This window comes from endosymbiont of Bathymodiolus septemdierum str. Myojin knoll, from assembly GCF_001547755.1.
Taxonomy (GTDB): domain Bacteria; phylum Pseudomonadota; class Gammaproteobacteria; order PS1; family Pseudothioglobaceae; genus Thiodubiliella.
This window is the reverse complement of sequence record NZ_AP013042.1, coordinates 467,470-483,132: the sequence shown is the minus strand read 5'-3', so window position 1 is coordinate 483,132 and position 15,663 is coordinate 467,470. Positions and strand designations below refer to the sequence as shown.

Here is a 15,663-nt window from a genome sequence, read left to right as displayed (position 1 = left end):
CCAGAATATCATGTCTATATTTTTTGAATGAGTAAAAAAAAACCCACCTTTCGGTGGGTTCAAAAATGGCGGAGCGGACGGGATTCGAACCCGCGACGTCCTGCGTGACAGGCAGGCACTCTAACCAACTGAGCTACCGCTCCATTTTTTGGTGGGCGCTACAAGACTTGAACTTGTGACCCTCGCCTTGTAAGGGCGATGCTCTACCAACTGAGCTAAGCGCCCAAAAAATCATTAATTGCTTAATTAAGCAATCGGTATATTATAGTGTAATGAAAAAATTAATTTACAGCTTCTTTTAACGCTTTTCCTGCTTTAAAGGCGGGGTTTTTAGAGGCTTTAATTTGAATCGTTGCACCTGTTTGTGGGTTACGACCTGTACGTGCTGCACGGTCTCTCACTAAGAAACTACCAAACCCAGTAATGGCAACACTGTCGCCTTTTGATAAAGCACCTGAGATTGCGTCTGTTGTTGCGTTTAATGCACGACCTGCATCTGCTTTAGAAAGATCTGTCGCTGATGCAATTGCATCAATTAAATCTGATTTATTCATCATCTTACTCCTATTTATGTAAACTGTTTTAAAAAAAGCAATTATCCCGCAAAAATCCTTACTGTCAAGAGGCTTTTAGAAAAAAATATTATTTCTGTAATTGATTAATCAACGGCAAAATTTTAGTTTGCCAAATCCTTGGGGTTAGCTCGCCAATTCGCTTAAACTGAATCACGCCGTTTTTATCCACTAAAAAAGTCTCGGGTGTTGCATACACGCCCAATTCTAAACCCAATTCTCCCTTATCATCAAACACAATAAAGTCAAAGGGATTGCCTAGTATCTTTAAAAAACGCTTACCTTCTTTCTTGGTATCTTTGTAGTTAATGCCCACCATCTGCACGCTACTCATCCTAGCAATGTCTTTCAGCATTTGATGTTCTGCCCTACAAGTTACACACCAAGACGCCCATACATTCACCAAAGACACTTTGCCTTTTAATCTATCGTGTAGATTGTATTTATTACCCGTTTGAAAATCTTCCACCATAAGATTTGGGAAAGTTTTACCAATTAATGGCGATGGAATTTTCTTAGTATCTCGCCCTAAACCGTCATATAAAAACCACGCCAAGACGACAAAAATAACCAAAGGTAAAAACTTACCCATTATTTTTGACTCCCTTTGGCTTTTTCTAAGGCATCCGCGACTTCTGGTGGCATATAATTTTCGTCATGTTTTGCCAGCACTTCCGTTGCCACAAAAATATCACCTTGCAAAGAACCTGTAGTAATAATCCCCTGCCCCTCTCTAAATAAATCTGGCAAGATGCCTGTATATTGAATAGTAAATTGATGTTTATTATCGGTTACATTAAAAGTAGATTTTAAATCCTCGCGTTTGAAACTACCCACTGCCACCAAACCGCCCAAACGGAAACTCTTGCCAATCGGCGCCTTGCCTTCTGCTACTTCCGTCGGTGAATAAAAATAATTAGTATTGCTACCAAGTGCCTGAAACAACAGCGTAACTGCAAGTACTGCACCTGCTACCAACATTGCTACCAACGCCATTCTATTTTGTCTTTTAGTCATTATTTACCCCTTGCATATTTAACGCGTAATTGATTGACCACGCGAGTGTGATTGGACTTAGCGCTAATAAACAAAAACGCCACCATTGCAAAAGTCAGCCCATACGATACCCATATATAAGTTGTATATTTATCAAACATTAAAAAATCCATCACTGATCTCCTATCACTTCTTTCACCCAACGAGAATTCTGTTCTTGTACCAGCACTTCGTCCCTTGCACGCATCAGTACCAACGCAGCGTATAAAAATTTAAAGGCAAAACTAATCAACATCAACGCAATAAACATATCAATCTGCATTGAGATTTTATTAACACTGATAGATGAACCTTGATGCAAGCTATTCCACCATTCTACCGAATAGTAAATAATCGGAATATTTACCAAACCAACAATCGCCAAAATTGCGGATGCCTTAGACGCCGTTTTTGGATTGTCAAAAGCATTATTCAACGAGATATAGGCCAAATATAAGAACAACAAAATCAACTCAGAAGTCAACCGCGCATCCCAAACCCACCAAGTACCCCACATCGGCTTACCCCAAACACTGCCCGTAATTAACGCCAACAGTGTAAACACTGCACCAATCGGTGCCGACACTTTTGCCACCACATGCGCCAATTTAATCTGCCAAATCAGCCCAATTGCCCCTGAAACTGCCATCACAATATAAATAAATAAACTCATCCACGCTGCTGGCACATGCACATACATAATCCGCACACTCTCACCCTGTTGATAGTCTGACGGCGACAGCACCAAGCCCCAATACAAGCCCAGTAATGACAAAGCGATAAACGGTACCATCATCCAAGGGATAATTTTTGCACTGGTTTGATAAAAATTGCGAGGTGAGGCAAATGCCTGTATCCATTTCCACATAATTATATGCGTTACCTAAAAATAGATTATTTTAATGACTTTTTAGCGACATTGTTACGCAAATAAATCGGCAAGGGTAATTCATCACTAGCACTTGATTTTTTATTGATATACAAAGTTATTAAATTCTCCGATTTAGGGTAAAAATCTGCCACAAAATTCTCAACCCCCGTCCGCTCAACCAAAGTATCTTGATAAGCACCCCAGCCTGCTCCAACGCCAATAAAATCCCCACTCAAAACATCAACTTCATTAGGTTTTGCCAGGCGTTCCTCTGTTAAAACACCCTGTTCATACACGCCCCAATACACCTCACTCATTCGTGCATCCAACGCCACAGCAATTTTATCTGTCTGGTATTTCTGCGATGCACCAAAGCCCACCACTTCCAGCGTCGAAAAACCCATTGTCGGTATAGCGTGCGCCAAAGATATCCCCTGCACCACGCTGACGCACACCCGTACACCTGTAAACGCACCTGGTCCTTGCGTGTAAACAATCGCCTCCAAATCTGCCACCGACACCCCTGCCTGCGTAAACACCTCATCACACAACGGTAACACCAAACTCGAACTTTTTGCCACATCTTTGACAAATCGAGAAATTATTTTCCCTTGCGTATAAAGGCTAACAGAGCACACTTCAGTACAGGTATCGATGGCAAGTATATTTTTCATTTAGCTATTTTATACTTATTGTACAAATGTAACACCAAATTCCTACGCTTAACTAAACGACTAGGATGCTTGATTGGATGATAATAACTCGGTCCTTTTAATAATGCCACTAAAGTTGCTAAACCTTCAAGTGACAATTTATTTAATTTCTTGTTAAAATAAAACTGTGATGCCCGCTGAAAACCGTGTACTTCGTTATTACCATACTGCCCTAAATACACGCTGTTCATATATCGATTTAAAATCGTTTCTTTATCAAAAGACAACTCTAACAACAGCGCCAACAACGCCTCCTTTGTCTTTCTACCAAGTGTTCTTTCGTGTGTCAATAAGGTATTTTTAATCAACTGCTGCGTAATTGTACTTGCCCCGCGAATTTTTTTTCCATCAACCCAATAATCACGAATAACTCTTGCAATCTCCGTAAAATCCACGCCATTATGCTTAAAAAATGATTGATCCTCCACAATTAACAACATATTAATTAATGCAGTTGGGTGATTTTTTAATGCCAAATTAGAATTAGTCGCATCAAGCGGTTTTGAAAATTCAACCTTAACTAGCGTATGAAGTTGGTATGCGTAAACAACAAAAACCACTACCCCAAGTACCATTAATCGACTGAACCACTTCATCAGATATTGCCACTTTGCGCCAAACTCTCAAATTGCCCTTTATTACCAATGATAATATGATCCAGCATCCGAACATCAATCAGTGCCAATGCCTGCCTGATTTTCTGTGTAATATCAATATCCGCCTGCGACGGCATTGGGTCGCCCGATGGATGGTTGTGCGCCAATACCACCGCTGACGCATTCTTCATTAGTACCAATTTTAATACCTCTCGTGGATGCACACTTGCCTGATTAACCGTCCCCGTAAACAACGACACCAATTCAATCAGATGATGTTTTTGGTCTAACAACATCACCGCAAAAGTCTCTCGGCTTGAATTACCAATATGTAAATGTAAATAATTTGCAATCTGTTCTGGATTGGTAAACACATCGCCCTTCTTTAGCCCTGATTCAAAATGCCGTTTTGCCATCTCTAGCACCCCTTGAAGCCCTGCATATTTTGCCACCCCCAGACCCTTACCTTGGCAAAATTCTTCCTCGCTTGCCATTAATAAATTATTCAAAGACCCGAATTGATTAATCAATTCTTGCGCCAATTCTACTGCACTTTTACCCTTAACCCCTACCCTTAAAAATATTGCCAACAATTCTGCATCCGTCAAACTCTTAGCCCCAAACTTAATCAGTTTCTCCCTCGGCCTGTCGTTTTCGTGCCAGTCTGTTATTGACATAATTTAATATCACTAATATTGATTCAAGACTCAAAATATACGCTAATTTATCAAAAATTTGGCAGTTAATCCATATAAAAAGTGTATAATATCTGTTCCCTTGCTTGACTGGGTCCATCCTAGCAAGCTTTTTTTATAATAACCACAAGGAGAAAACACTCATGAGACACTATGAGATTACACTAATTGTGCATCCTGATCAATCTACACAGGTTGGTACAATGATGGACAAATACAAAGAAATGATTACTGCTGATGGCGGTAACATTCATCGCGAAGAAGACTGGGGTCGTAAGCACCTGGCTTATCCAATCAACAAAATCTATAAGGCGCATTATGTGATGTTAAACATCGAATGCAATCAAGAAACGCTTGATAAGTTGAATTATAATTTCCGTTTCAATGACGCTATCCTTAGAAATTTAATCATTTCTAGAAAGACTGCAATCACTGAACCTTCAATTATGATGACGGCTAAAGACGCTGATAAAGAAAGAAAAGAGAGGAAATAGGAGATATTATGGCTAAGCAACAGAAGAGAAAACGCAGACCTCAAATTAAGATCAACACTTTTTGCCGCTTCACAGCAGAAGGTGTTAAAGAGATTGACTATAAAGAAGTAGATGTTTTGTTAAAAAACATTGACGAAGGTGGCAAGATTACCCCATCAAGAATGACAGGGACTAGCGCTAAATTCCAGCGTCAATTAACGACTGCAATCAAACGCGCTAGATTTTTAGCATTGATTCCTTACACTGACAAACATAAAAAATAGGAGTTATTATGCAAGTAATTTTATTAGAAACAATTGGTAAATTAGGTGGTCTAGGCGACACGGCTAATGTGAAAGCAGGCTATGCGCGTAACTTTCTAATTCCACAAGGTAAGGTAAAGCCAGCAACGGCGGCAAATTTAGCTGAGTTTGAAGTTATTAAAGCAGACTTACAAGCGAAAGAAGCAGAAACCGTTAAAGTAGCAACAGAAAAAGCGGCAGCAATGGAAGGCGTGGTTTGTACATTGACTGTAAATGCGAGTGACGAAGGTAAATTATTCGGCTCTGTTACAACAATGAACATCGTTACCAGTTTGGCAGCAACAGGTCATGAAGTTGAAAAGCGCAACATTAATATGTCAGAGGCGATTCACCATGTTGGCGAATATGAAGTTAGCGTTACACTACACACTAATATCAGCGTTGCTGTTAAAGTAATTGTCAAGGCTTCGGAAGAAGAGCAGTAAAAAGCAACAAAAATAAGTTAAAATAAAAAACCCTCTTGCGAGGGTTTTTTTACCTCAAAAGCAATACTTATTAAGCATTATGGACATTGAAAACATTAAAGTACCGCCAAATTCACTAGAATCAGAGCAATCTGTACTAGGTGGCTTACTAATGCATAATGATGCTTGGGATGATGTGGCAGATGTATTGACGGCAGATGATTTTTATCGACCTTCTCATCGTGCTATTTTTAATGCAATTCATATACTCTTAGAACACGGCGAACCTGCAGATATTTTAACGGTTAAAGAAAGACTTAAAAAGACAGGTGATGAAGAAACTGCTGGTGGCTTTGAATACTTAGCACAAATCGCTGAAAGCACACCGAGTGTTAGCAATGTTAAAACTTACGCGCAACATGTACGAGAGTTATCTGTTTACCGTCAGTTAATTATAGTCAGTCAAGAAATTGCCAATGCGGCTTATCAACCGAAAGACATTGAAGTCCAAGAATTGATTGATTTATCTGAAAGAAAAATCTTTAAGATTGCCGAACAAATTACCCGTGGCAAACAAGATGTCGTAAATGTCAAAGACATCACTAAAAATATTGCTAACCAAGTGCAGGAATGGGCAGAAAGTCAAGGCTCAATCACAGGGCTGGAAACAGGTTTTACCGACTTAGACGAAAAAACCTCGGGCTTACAGAATGGTGATTTAATCATCATTGCTGGTCGTCCTTCGATGGGCAAGACAGCGTTTGCAATGAATGTTGTGGGTAATGTCGCAATAGAACAAGGTAAACCTGTCTTGGTATTTTCATTGGAAATGCCAACTGAAGCATTGGTATTGAGAATGATTTCTTCATTTGGGCATATTGATAGCAAGAAAATCCGCAAGGGTGAAATGACGGAAACCGATTGGAACAGTTTTAGTCATGCGGTTACGGCACTTGATAAAAATAACATTTTGATTGATGAAACACCCTCTATTACACCGACAGAAATTCGTGCGAAAGCACGCCGAGCTAAAAGACAATATCCTAATTTGTCCCTTATTATGGTGGATTACCTACAATTGATGACGGTACACGGCAAGAGTGAGAATAGGGTGCAAGAAATCTCTGAAATTTCTCGTTCACTCAAAGCACTTGCCAAAGAAATCGATGTGCCTGTAATTGCTCTGTCGCAGTTAAATCGTGGCGTTGAAGGACGCCCTAAAGCGAACAAGGGTCGTATGCCGCAAATGTCGGACTTGCGTGAATCGGGTTCGATTGAGCAGGATGCGGATATTATTGCATTTGTTTATCGCGATGAGCAATATCACGATGAAACCTACTCCAACCCCGAAGAAGTAGGTAAGGCGGATTTGATGATTGCTAAGCATCGTAATGGCGAAACGGGTAATATTAAACTGGCATGGATTGGGCAATATACACGCTTTGAGAACTTAGCAAATGATTCACAAATGCAATATGCACCTAATGAATATCAGATAGAAGCCGCAGATGCACACAATGTGCCTAATTTTGAAGACGGTGACACACCTAATTTCGAGACAGAGGCCTTCTAAATCATGTCCGCTGTTGCAGTCATTTCTCAATCTGCGCTGACACACAACCTATCCGTTGTTAAGAGAAAATCATCTGCAAAAATCGTGGCAATGGTGAAGGCTAACGCCTATGGGCACCATTTAAACTTGGTAATGCCTTTGATTGAAGGGGCGGATATCTTGGCAGTCAGCGAATTGGCAGAAGTGCAAAAATTACGCCGAATAACCGACCGCCCTATTCTTTTATTGTCAGGCGTTCATTCTTCTCAAGAATTACAACAGGCGATTGATTTGGACTGTCAGATTGTGTTGCATCATAGATTGCAAATATCTTTGATTGCTAAGTATGATAAGGCAATTCGTGTTTGGGTGAAAATTGATACGGGGATGCACAGATTGGGTTTGTCACAAGATGAGTATCAACAGTGTTTGCTTGATTTTGAAAGTAACCCATTGATTAGCATTGAATCTGTAATGAGTCATTTTGCCTGCGCTGATGCGTTGGTAAATCCAATGAATCAAAAACAACTCAAGACCTTTGAACGATTAACCAACAATACCAATAATCGCTCTATGGCGAACTCTGCGGCGATTTTATCCAATCCAGACACGCATTTTGATTTTGTGCGTCCAGGCATTATGCTGTATGGCGCATCGCCATTTTCTGATAATGATTTTGACTTACAGCCCGTGATGCAACTATCCGCGCCGGTTATCTCGGTTAAAACCATTCAAACGGGTGAATCGGTTGGTTATGGTGCAACTTGGACAGCGGATAAAGCAACAACAATCGCAATCATTGGTATTGGCTATGGCGATGGTTACCCTCGCCACGCTAAAAATGGCACCCCTGTTTTAATTAACAACACACTTTGTCCGTTAGTTGGGCGCGTGTCAATGGATATGATTATGATAAATGTTAACGATGTGAAAGTTGTAATAGGCGATACAGCGATTTTATGGGGGGATGAAAAACTGCGCGTGGAAACGGTAGCAACACATAGCGACACCATTAGTTATGAATTATTGACAGGTGTGAGTAATCGCGTGGCGTTTGTTCGTGGTGCATAATTTTGTTCAAATAAGCGATTGTCATATTGACGACACTGCAAAGTCGATGGGTGTTGATACGCATCAAAATTTAGCACAGGTTGTTAAAGAAATCACCACTGTGGAAAGTGAGGCTGTTTTTATCAGTGGGGATCTAACACATCATGGCACAACAAAATCTTATGAAAAATTAAAAGCCCTTTTATCGCCTATACGCAGTGACATTTTTGTCATTGGTGGTAACCATGATTCGGATAAACTTAACGATGTTTTTGCACAGAATTTATTTAAAAAAATATCGCTTGGTGCGTGGGATATTATCAGCGTTGATTCTGTGCAAAAAGATAAAACCAGTGGCTATCTCACAGTAAATACTCTAACTAAATTAAACAAACGACTGAGCCTGTCAACTGCCAAATACATTATTGTAATGCTACACCACCCTGTCGTACCGATGAACAGCACTTGGGATGACACACTTTCTTTGAAAAATCCGCAGGATTTATTCGCAGTTTTGAACAAATACGCTAAAATACGAGCTGTATTGTTTGGGCATGTGCACGAATCGGCAGAATTTAATAGACAAGGCATAAAAATTATCGCCTGCCCTTCAACGGCAATGCAATTTACCGATGAAAAACGCATTGGCTTTAATTATTACACGCTAAGCGATAGCGGACACTTGGACTATGAAACGCAATGGGTATAGAAGATAATTTTTTAAAATCATTATATACGCAACACAATCCGAAGCGTTATTCAGATGTGTCAGCGTTGTTTGAGTTAAATTATCATAAGATTTTAAAACTAATACCGACTCTAAAAGAAGTAACAAATAACCGCATAATTCGCCATGATAGTATGCAAGACTTACATTTGTTGGTTGAAGAAAGAACGCCTTATACCGGTACTTTTATCCTTACTCATATTTTGGGTGAAGTTAATCGCCCTGATATTAAATTCAAGATATTTTTTGATGCAAAATTATTGGAAGTGTTATCAGTGTGTAACGAAACCACGCTGAATAGTTCGCATCCATATGCAATGATATGAATATACAATGGGAGTTAAATACTTTTATTGAAAAGTGGTTGGATTATTGTTTAAATACATACAAAGGAAAATTATGGCAGACAGTGTAAATGCCAACGCAAAAGGTAAATTAGTCGTTGCAATTTCATCAAGAGCGTTATTTGATTTAGATGAATCACATAAAATTTTTAAAGAAAAAGGTGTGAAAGCCTACGCCAAACATCAGCAAGAAAATGAAACTATGGTGTTAAAACCTGGAGTTGGCTTTACGATGGTGAAAAAACTACTCTCACTGAATAGCCAAAAAACACCTATTGATGTAATTTTACTTTCTCGTAATAGTGCTGATACTGGTTTGCGCATTTTTAACTCAATTGAACATTACGGATTAAACATTGAACGAGCGGCTTTTACCCGTGGTGAGCCAACGCACTCTCTGCTAGATGCCTTTGAAGCAGATTTATTTTTATCCAGTCATTATGAAGATGTGCAAAAAGCCATAAAATCTGGCTTTGCTGCCGCCTCTATTATTGGCACCAGTTCTAAAAATGCGCACAAAACTCAACTAAGAATTGCCTTTGACGGCGATGCAGTTTTATTTTCTGATGAAGCTGAAAAAGTTTATCAAGAAAGTGGCATCAAAGCTTTTTCAGAAAATGAAGAAAAATTTGCCGATGTTGAACTCAAATCAGGTCCATTCAAATCTTTCTTAAAATCATTGCACGACATTCAATCTTCTTTTCCAGAAGAAGACAATCCAATCAGAACCGCACTTGCTACCGCCAGAGGCGCCCCCTCACACAAACGCGTCATTCACACCATGCGCTCCTGGGGCATTCGTATTGACGAATCTTTCTTTCTAGGGGGGTTGGATAAAGGCAAATTCCTTAAAGAATTTGGCGCTGATATTTTCTTTGACGACCAACATAGTCATTGTAAATCCGCTGCTCAATATGTCTCCACAGGACATGTGCCAAACGGCATTACTAATGAATAACGCTCCACTTTAAACAAACTAAGCCGGGCTTAGTTTGTGGTTTTGATTATTTATATTTATGCAAAGGTCTCCAATGGTAAAATAAACCTCAATTTTAATTTTATATCCATCATAACCAATGAATAACAAAATCAACGCCATTCGTGGAATGAACGATTTACTTCCGAACGATTCTAATCTATGGTTATCACTGGAGAAAACCATTTTTGATTTGCTTCTTGCTTATGGTTACAAAAATATACGCACACCTATCGTTGAGAAAACCGAAACCTTTCATCGTGCAATTGGTAAGGTAACAGACATTGTTGAAAAAGAAATGTACACTTGGGCGGATTCAAATGGCGACTTATTAAGCCTCCGACCTGAAAATACAGCAGGTGTGGTGCGCTGTATGATTGAACATAATTTACCGAGAGAAGGTATTCAAAAGGTATTTTATCAAGGGGCAATGTTTCGACACGAGCGCCCGCAAAAAGGTCGCTATCGTCAATTTCATCAAATCGGTGCAGAGGTTTTTGGTGCGGATACTGCAAAGTGTGATGCAGAATTGATTGCGATTACACATTCACTTTGGCAGAATTTAGGCTTAAAAAATGTACAATTAGAAATCAATACCTTAGGGTCTACTGAAGCACGAGCAAATTATCGCGGGATTTTGGTCGAATATTTCATGCAACATAAAGACCAACTAGACGAAGACTCTACCCGCCGTTTAAAGACCAATCCTTTGAGAATTTTAGACTCTAAGAATAACGACATGCAGGCGTTAATTGAATCTGCGCCTAAATTAATGGACCATTTGGATGAAGCCTCAACACAACATTTTGAAACATTCAAAACTTACTTAGATTGCCTTGACATTCCTTATGTCATCAATGCCCGTTTGGTGCGTGGCTTAGATTACTACAACCGTACGGTATTTGAATGGACAACGACAGATTTAGGCGCACAAGGAACGATTTGTGCGGGTGGTCGCTATGATGGATTGGTAGAGCAAATGGGGGGTAATGGCTGTCCTGCCGTGGGTTTTGCTTTAGGTTTAGAGCGTTTGATTTTACTCATACAAACACAAGGTTTGTCTATTGGTAAAACCACCGAGTCTATTTATATAGTAGCACTTGGTGATGCTGCGCAACTCAAATCTATACAAATTTCTCGACAACTCCATCAAGCATTACCCGGGATAATCCTCTATAATGACATCAGTATGGGCAGTTTTAAATCTCAGTTTAAAAAAGCCAATAAGGCAGGTGCAGATTTTGCGATTATTTTAGGCGAAGAAGAAATTAATAACAATCAAGTGTCCATCAAACCACTTAAAGGTCAAGGCGAACAACAGACAATGAGTCTTGATGATGCGATACAATATTTTAAAGGATAACAATATGAAAAATTTTATTGAAGTAAGTAAAACTGAAGAAGAACAAGCGGAACAGATTAAAAAGTGGCTAAAAGAAAATTTACCACATATCATTATCGGTGTTGCTTTAGGTTTGGGTGGCATTTGGGGTTTTAATTATTATGAAACTGAACAATATAAAAAAGCACTTGAATCGCGTGCTAATTACTTGTCTGTCGTTGCAAATCCAGATAACACCAAAGCATTAAGCGCATTAAAAGCGAGTGGTACTTACACACAAGAAGCAGAATTACTGCTAGCAAAACAAGCCGTAACAAAAGGCGATTATCAAAGTGCAATTGCACACTTATTGCCATTAACCGAAAGTGAGAATAAATTTTTAAAACACATCGCTAAAATGAGAGCAGCCAGCGTTTATTTAGAAATGAATAAAACAGATGAAGCACTTGCAATATTAGGTAACAATATTGATTTAATCTTTGGCGCCATGTATGACAATATCAAAGGGGATATTTATTTTTCTAAAAATGATATAACGAACGCCAAAAAACATTATCAAGCAGCTTTAACACAATTGCCAACTGGCTCAGCGTTAATTAATTTAATTACAATCAAACTCAAAGATTTAAATTAAATGCCCATTATTTCTCTTGTTGGGCGTCCTAATGTCGGCAAGTCTACACTCTTTAATCGCTTAAGCAATTCGCGTCAAGCCTTGGTATCTGACTTTGAAGGTTTAACGCGTGACCGTCAATATGCAGAGGTGATGTTTGACGAAGAGACGCAAACGCAAGCCACAATTATTGACACAGGTGGCTTGACCAAGCAAGATAATATCATTGATAGCGGCATTCAAACGCAGGTACTTAATGCATTAGAAGAGTCTGATATTATTTATTTTATCGTCAGTGCTCGTGATGGCGTCATCGGTTTAGACCGAGAAATCGCCGCACAACTTAGAAAACTCAAAAAAGAAGTTATCCTAGTCTGCAATAAAGCAGAGGGTTTAGATCCTACTCTGGCATCAGAATTTTACGAATTAGGCATGGGTGATCCACAACTTATTTCCGCAGAACACAGTCAGGGAATTGGTGATTTGATTGATTACACCCTGCCAAAATTTCCAAAAGAAGAGAATATTGAAGTGGAAGAGGAGGAAATTGAAGGTATTGCTGTTGCTGTTTTAGGTAGACCAAATGTAGGGAAATCAACTTTGATTAACCGTATCTTAGGTGAAGAGCGCGTTTTAGCCATCGACCTACCTGGCACAACTCGTGACAGTATTTATATCCCATTCGAACGCGAAGGTCAGGAATATACTTTGATTGATACTGCGGGCATTCGTCGTAAACGCTCTACCCACGAGAAGATTGAAATTTTCTCAATCATTAAAGCTCGCGAAGCCTTGGACCGTTCTCATGTTGTGATATTGGTGCTTGACGCCAGTGAAGGGGTAACGGAACAGGATGCTACTTTATTAGGTATGATTGGCGAGAAAGGCAGGGCATTATTAATTGTAATTAATAAATGGGATGGCTTAGATGAGTATCAAAAGCAGGAAGTTAAACGCAAATTAGAAGTGAAATTATCCTTTGTCAATTACGCTTCTGTGCATTATATCTCTGCATTACATGGATCGGGCGTGGGCAAATTATTTGCGCCAATCATCAAGGCTTACACCAATGCGGGGACTAATTTTGCAACACCTGAACTTAATAAAATATTAGAAAAAGCCAACGCTGGACATCAGCCACCGCCAGTGAAAGGTAGACGCTTGAAAATTAAATATGTCAATCAAACCGACACTTTTCCACCAACTTTGACTTTTCACGGTAACCACTTGCAAAGTGTTCCAAATGCGTATGACCGTTATTTAAAAAATTTCTTTATTAACGCCTTGGGTTTGACCAATACGCCAATGAGGATTGAATATAAGAGTGGTGACAATCCATTTAAAGGCAAAAAAAATGAATTGAACGCCAGGCAGATTGCCAAAAAGCGTCGCTTAATGAAGTTTATTAAGAAAAAGAAATAAGTGCAGTTGTCTTGTTAATTTCTGCTGTTAATTCACAATACCCATTTTCATAAATCATTGCCTGTGATGAGTCATCACTACACGCACAGCCTACAAGCACTTCTTGAAAAAATATGCCAATTTTTAATTGCACAATTTTCTCGGTTTCTGCACTGGATAGAATAGTAACAACAATAGAATTCTCGTCAATATTACCACTGTGTTGACAACAAACACTTAACGGCAAATCACCTACGGGCAATAACTTAAATGCATCTTTGAATGCGTGAGTAAATCCATCTACAGCAAAATTATCAAGTGCCTCTTGAAACACTATGCCGATAGAATAAGGTCGTGCGCCTTGCTTGCAGCTCTGATAAAACTCTCAAACAATGGGTGTCCATCACGAGGCGTGGAAGTGAATTCTGGGTGAAACTGGCACGCTACAAACCACGGGTGACCTGGAATTTCTACCATCTCTACCAAAGTTCCATCAATTGAACGGCCTGAGATTTTCAGTCCAGCATCTTCTACTTTTTCAATAAGCGTATTATTAACTTCATAGCGATGACGATGGCGCTCAGTAATAACCTCTTTGGCATAAATTTCTTTGGCTTTAGAGTCTCTAACTAATGCGCATTCTTGACCACCCAAACGCATTGTACCGCCCATATCAGAGTCTTTATCACGCATTTGTGTGCTGCCATCCTCATCCTTCCATTCTGTAATTAAGCCCACAACTGGATATGATGTAGATGCATCAAATTCAGTGCTATTTGCACCACCCATATTGGCAACATTGCGTGCATATTCAATCACAGCAACCTGCATACCTAAACAGATGCCTAAATAAGGGATGTTATTTTCTCGCGCATAAGTAACGGTGGCAATTTTTCCCTCAACGCCACGATTACCAAAGCCACCTGGCACCAAAATTGCACTCATTTCACTTAAGCAATCTGTGCCTACTTTTTCAATTTCTTCGGAGTCAAAATAGTGAATGTTAACCTTAGTTTGTGTATGAATACCCGCGTGCAATAACGCTTCAGACAGCGACTTATACGCCTCAGTCAAATCCATATATTTACCCACCATAGCGATATTAATATCCGCAGTTGATGAATTCAATTTATCAACCACGCTATCCCACTCGCTCAAATCTGTTGGTTTACAGTCTAATGATAATTTCTTCACTACTACGCTGTCTAACCCTTGATCATGTAAGGCTCTCGGCACTTTATAAATGCTGTCTACATCTAACGAAGTAAAAACCGCATCCGATGCCACATTAGTGAACAATGCAATTTTAGCACGCTCTTCGTCTGGTAATGGATACTCAGAACGACAAATCAAAATATCTGGCTGAATACCAATACCACGCAATTCTTTCACAGAGTGTTGCGTTGGCTTAGTTTTCAATTCCCCTGCGACTTTAATATAAGGCAATAAGGTTAAATGCACGAATAAGGTATTTTCACGACCTAATTCAAGACCCATTTGTCTAATTGCCTCTAAAAATGGCAATGACTCAATATCACCTGCTGTACCGCCAATCTCAACCAAGGCAACATCCGCACCCTCTGCACCTGCTTGTGTCAACTCCTTAATTTCATTGGTAATATGTGGCACAATTTGCACTGTTGCGCCCAAATAATCACCACGCCGTTCGCGTTCAATCACGCGCTGATAGACACGCCCTGCAGTAAAATTGTTTTTCTTACCGAGTTGCAAACGCACAAAGCGTTCATAATGCCCCAAATCCAAATCTGTTTCTGCACCGTCATTGGTCACAAAAACTTCGCCATGTTGAAATGGACTCATCGTCCCAGGGTCAACATTAATATAAGGGTCTAATTTGAGCATGGTTACATTCAAACCACGAGATTCAAGCAGCGTTGCTAAAGAGGCGGATGCGATGCCTTTCCCTAAAGAAGAAACCACACCACCTGTAATAAATATGTATTTTGTTGCCATAA

The 15,663-nt window shown here is 39.6% G+C and carries 21 protein-coding genes and 2 tRNA genes; 11 read left to right on the top strand and 12 right to left on the bottom strand.

Annotated features, from left to right (window positions below; translation table 11 throughout):
• Positions 1-66: 66 nt before the first annotated feature.
• The 10 genes from BSEPE_RS02590 to radC form a co-directional block, all read right to left on the bottom strand.
• Positions 67-143: transfer RNA gene (locus tag BSEPE_RS02590), tRNA-Asp, on the bottom strand.
• Between the two features lie 6 nt (positions 144-149).
• A tRNA-Val gene (locus BSEPE_RS02585) sits at positions 150-225 on the bottom strand.
• A 56-nt stretch (positions 226-281) separates the two neighbouring features.
• Positions 282-572: an HU family DNA-binding protein gene (locus tag BSEPE_RS02580; protein WP_408065665.1), complete on the bottom strand. Its 291-nt coding sequence runs from the start codon at positions 570-572 to the stop codon at positions 282-284.
• Positions 573-642: 70 nt separating this feature from the next.
• Entirely contained in the window at positions 643-1,164 is a 522-nt protein-coding gene (locus tag BSEPE_RS02575) for a DsbE family thiol:disulfide interchange protein (RefSeq protein ID WP_066043712.1), read from the bottom strand.
• Positions 1,164-1,589 carry a cytochrome c maturation protein CcmE gene (ccmE, locus tag BSEPE_RS02570; RefSeq protein ID WP_066043709.1) on the bottom strand — a complete coding sequence of 142 codons (426 nt, stop codon included), beginning with the start codon at positions 1,587-1,589 and terminating at the stop codon, positions 1,164-1,166. The genes BSEPE_RS02575 and ccmE overlap by 1 nt, the downstream gene beginning before the upstream one ends.
• Positions 1,589-1,741 carry a heme exporter protein CcmD gene (gene ccmD / locus BSEPE_RS02565; RefSeq protein ID WP_070104551.1) on the bottom strand — a complete coding sequence of 51 codons (153 nt, stop codon included), beginning with the start codon at positions 1,739-1,741 and terminating at the stop codon, positions 1,589-1,591. Before ccmD ends, ccmE begins: the two co-directional genes overlap by 1 nt.
• The gene (locus BSEPE_RS02560; protein WP_066043707.1) at positions 1,741-2,475 is read right to left on the bottom strand and encodes a heme ABC transporter permease; all 735 of its coding nucleotides are present in this window, start codon (positions 2,473-2,475) and stop codon (positions 1,741-1,743) included. The genes ccmD and BSEPE_RS02560 overlap by 1 nt, the downstream gene beginning before the upstream one ends.
• A gap of 26 nt (positions 2,476-2,501) precedes the next feature.
• Positions 2,502-3,152, bottom strand: a complete 651-nt coding sequence (gene tsaB / locus BSEPE_RS02555; RefSeq protein ID WP_066043704.1) for a tRNA (adenosine(37)-N6)-threonylcarbamoyltransferase complex dimerization subunit type 1 TsaB — start codon at positions 3,150-3,152, stop codon at positions 2,502-2,504.
• Positions 3,149-3,787, bottom strand: coding sequence for a biosynthetic peptidoglycan transglycosylase (locus tag BSEPE_RS02550; RefSeq protein WP_066043701.1), 639 nt, complete (start codon positions 3,785-3,787; stop codon positions 3,149-3,151). The genes tsaB and BSEPE_RS02550 overlap by 4 nt, the downstream gene beginning before the upstream one ends.
• Positions 3,787-4,464: a RadC family protein gene (gene radC, locus BSEPE_RS02545; protein ID WP_066043699.1), complete on the bottom strand. Its 678-nt coding sequence runs from the start codon at positions 4,462-4,464 to the stop codon at positions 3,787-3,789. The genes BSEPE_RS02550 and radC overlap by 1 nt, the downstream gene beginning before the upstream one ends.
• A 161-nt stretch (positions 4,465-4,625) precedes the next feature.
• Here radC and rpsF point away from each other — a divergent pair, with 161 nt between their 5' ends.
• The 11 genes from rpsF to der all read left to right on the top strand — a co-directional run bounded on the left by rpsF (position 4,626) and on the right by der (position 13,708).
• On the top strand, positions 4,626-4,976 hold the full coding sequence (rpsF, locus tag BSEPE_RS02540) for a 30S ribosomal protein S6 (protein WP_066043696.1): 351 nt from the start codon (positions 4,626-4,628) through the stop codon (positions 4,974-4,976).
• Between the two features lie 8 nt (positions 4,977-4,984).
• Positions 4,985-5,239, top strand: a complete 255-nt coding sequence (rpsR, locus tag BSEPE_RS02535; protein WP_066043690.1) for a 30S ribosomal protein S18 — start codon at positions 4,985-4,987, stop codon at positions 5,237-5,239.
• An 8-nt stretch (positions 5,240-5,247) separates the two neighbouring features.
• Positions 5,248-5,703, top strand: a complete 456-nt coding sequence (gene rplI / locus BSEPE_RS02530; RefSeq protein WP_066043686.1) for a 50S ribosomal protein L9 — start codon at positions 5,248-5,250, stop codon at positions 5,701-5,703.
• Between the two features lie 79 nt (positions 5,704-5,782).
• Positions 5,783-7,255, top strand: coding sequence for a replicative DNA helicase (gene dnaB, locus BSEPE_RS02525; protein WP_066043683.1), 1,473 nt, complete (start codon positions 5,783-5,785; stop codon positions 7,253-7,255).
• A gap of 3 nt (positions 7,256-7,258) precedes the next feature.
• On the top strand, positions 7,259-8,305 hold the full coding sequence (gene alr, locus BSEPE_RS02520) for an alanine racemase (RefSeq protein ID WP_066043680.1): 1,047 nt from the start codon (positions 7,259-7,261) through the stop codon (positions 8,303-8,305).
• Positions 8,298-8,993: a metallophosphoesterase family protein gene (locus BSEPE_RS02515; protein WP_231893518.1), complete on the top strand. Its 696-nt coding sequence runs from the start codon at positions 8,298-8,300 to the stop codon at positions 8,991-8,993. The genes alr and BSEPE_RS02515 overlap by 8 nt, the downstream gene beginning before the upstream one ends.
• Positions 8,984-9,337: a DUF1249 domain-containing protein gene (locus BSEPE_RS02510; RefSeq protein ID WP_231893517.1), complete on the top strand. Its 354-nt coding sequence runs from the start codon at positions 8,984-8,986 to the stop codon at positions 9,335-9,337. Before BSEPE_RS02515 ends, BSEPE_RS02510 begins: the two co-directional genes overlap by 10 nt.
• Positions 9,338-9,410: 73 nt before the next feature.
• On the top strand, positions 9,411-10,313 hold the full coding sequence (locus tag BSEPE_RS02505) for a 5'-nucleotidase (protein WP_066043677.1): 903 nt from the start codon (positions 9,411-9,413) through the stop codon (positions 10,311-10,313).
• A gap of 118 nt (positions 10,314-10,431) precedes the next feature.
• The gene (gene hisS, locus BSEPE_RS02500) at positions 10,432-11,694 is read left to right on the top strand and encodes a histidine--tRNA ligase (protein WP_066043674.1); all 1,263 of its coding nucleotides are present in this window, start codon (positions 10,432-10,434) and stop codon (positions 11,692-11,694) included.
• A gap of 4 nt (positions 11,695-11,698) precedes the next feature.
• Entirely contained in the window at positions 11,699-12,307 is a 609-nt protein-coding gene (locus tag BSEPE_RS02495; RefSeq protein ID WP_070104584.1) for a YfgM family protein, read from the top strand.
• Complete coding sequence (gene der / locus BSEPE_RS02490; protein ID WP_066043668.1) at positions 12,308-13,708, top strand: ribosome biogenesis GTPase Der; 1,401 nt, start codon at positions 12,308-12,310, stop codon at positions 13,706-13,708.
• Here der and BSEPE_RS02485 read toward each other — a convergent pair.
• Together BSEPE_RS02485 and BSEPE_RS02480 are read right to left on the bottom strand one after the other, a co-directional pair.
• Positions 13,692-14,021 carry a hypothetical protein gene (locus BSEPE_RS02485; RefSeq protein ID WP_066043665.1) on the bottom strand — a complete coding sequence of 110 codons (330 nt, stop codon included), beginning with the start codon at positions 14,019-14,021 and terminating at the stop codon, positions 13,692-13,694. The genes der and BSEPE_RS02485 overlap by 17 nt on opposite strands.
• Positions 14,021-15,661 carry a CTP synthase gene (locus tag BSEPE_RS02480; RefSeq protein WP_066043662.1) on the bottom strand — a complete coding sequence of 547 codons (1,641 nt, stop codon included), beginning with the start codon at positions 15,659-15,661 and terminating at the stop codon, positions 14,021-14,023. Before BSEPE_RS02480 ends, BSEPE_RS02485 begins: the two co-directional genes overlap by 1 nt.
• Positions 15,662-15,663: the final 2 nt, after the last annotated feature.

Coding starts and splice junctions, on each gene's coding strand:
- BSEPE_RS02575 (WP_066043712.1), bottom strand. CDS start 1,164: ATGGGTAAGTTTTTACCTTTGGTTATTTTTGTCGTCTTGGCGTGGTTT.
- ccmE (WP_066043709.1), bottom strand. CDS start 1,589: ATGACTAAAAGACAAAATAGAATGGCGTTGGTAGCAATGTTGGTAGCA.
- ccmD (WP_070104551.1), bottom strand. CDS start 1,741: ATGGATTTTTTAATGTTTGATAAATATACAACTTATATATGGGTATCG.
- BSEPE_RS02560 (WP_066043707.1), bottom strand. CDS start 2,475: ATGTGGAAATGGATACAGGCATTTGCCTCACCTCGCAATTTTTATCAA.
- tsaB (WP_066043704.1), bottom strand. CDS start 3,152: ATGAAAAATATACTTGCCATCGATACCTGTACTGAAGTGTGCTCTGTT.
- BSEPE_RS02550 (WP_066043701.1), bottom strand. CDS start 3,787: ATGAAGTGGTTCAGTCGATTAATGGTACTTGGGGTAGTGGTTTTTGTT.
- radC (WP_066043699.1), bottom strand. CDS start 4,464: ATGTCAATAACAGACTGGCACGAAAACGACAGGCCGAGGGAGAAACTG.
- rpsF (WP_066043696.1), top strand. CDS start 4,626: ATGAGACACTATGAGATTACACTAATTGTGCATCCTGATCAATCTACA.
- rpsR (WP_066043690.1), top strand. CDS start 4,985: ATGGCTAAGCAACAGAAGAGAAAACGCAGACCTCAAATTAAGATCAAC.
- rplI (WP_066043686.1), top strand. CDS start 5,248: ATGCAAGTAATTTTATTAGAAACAATTGGTAAATTAGGTGGTCTAGGC.
- dnaB (WP_066043683.1), top strand. CDS start 5,783: ATGGACATTGAAAACATTAAAGTACCGCCAAATTCACTAGAATCAGAG.
- alr (WP_066043680.1), top strand. CDS start 7,259: ATGTCCGCTGTTGCAGTCATTTCTCAATCTGCGCTGACACACAACCTA.
- BSEPE_RS02510 (WP_231893517.1), top strand. CDS start 8,984: ATGGGTATAGAAGATAATTTTTTAAAATCATTATATACGCAACACAAT.
- BSEPE_RS02505 (WP_066043677.1), top strand. CDS start 9,411: ATGGCAGACAGTGTAAATGCCAACGCAAAAGGTAAATTAGTCGTTGCA.
- hisS (WP_066043674.1), top strand. CDS start 10,432: ATGAATAACAAAATCAACGCCATTCGTGGAATGAACGATTTACTTCCG.
- BSEPE_RS02495 (WP_070104584.1), top strand. CDS start 11,699: ATGAAAAATTTTATTGAAGTAAGTAAAACTGAAGAAGAACAAGCGGAA.
- der (WP_066043668.1), top strand. CDS start 12,308: ATGCCCATTATTTCTCTTGTTGGGCGTCCTAATGTCGGCAAGTCTACA.
- BSEPE_RS02480 (WP_066043662.1), bottom strand. CDS start 15,661: ATGGCAACAAAATACATATTTATTACAGGTGGTGTGGTTTCTTCTTTA.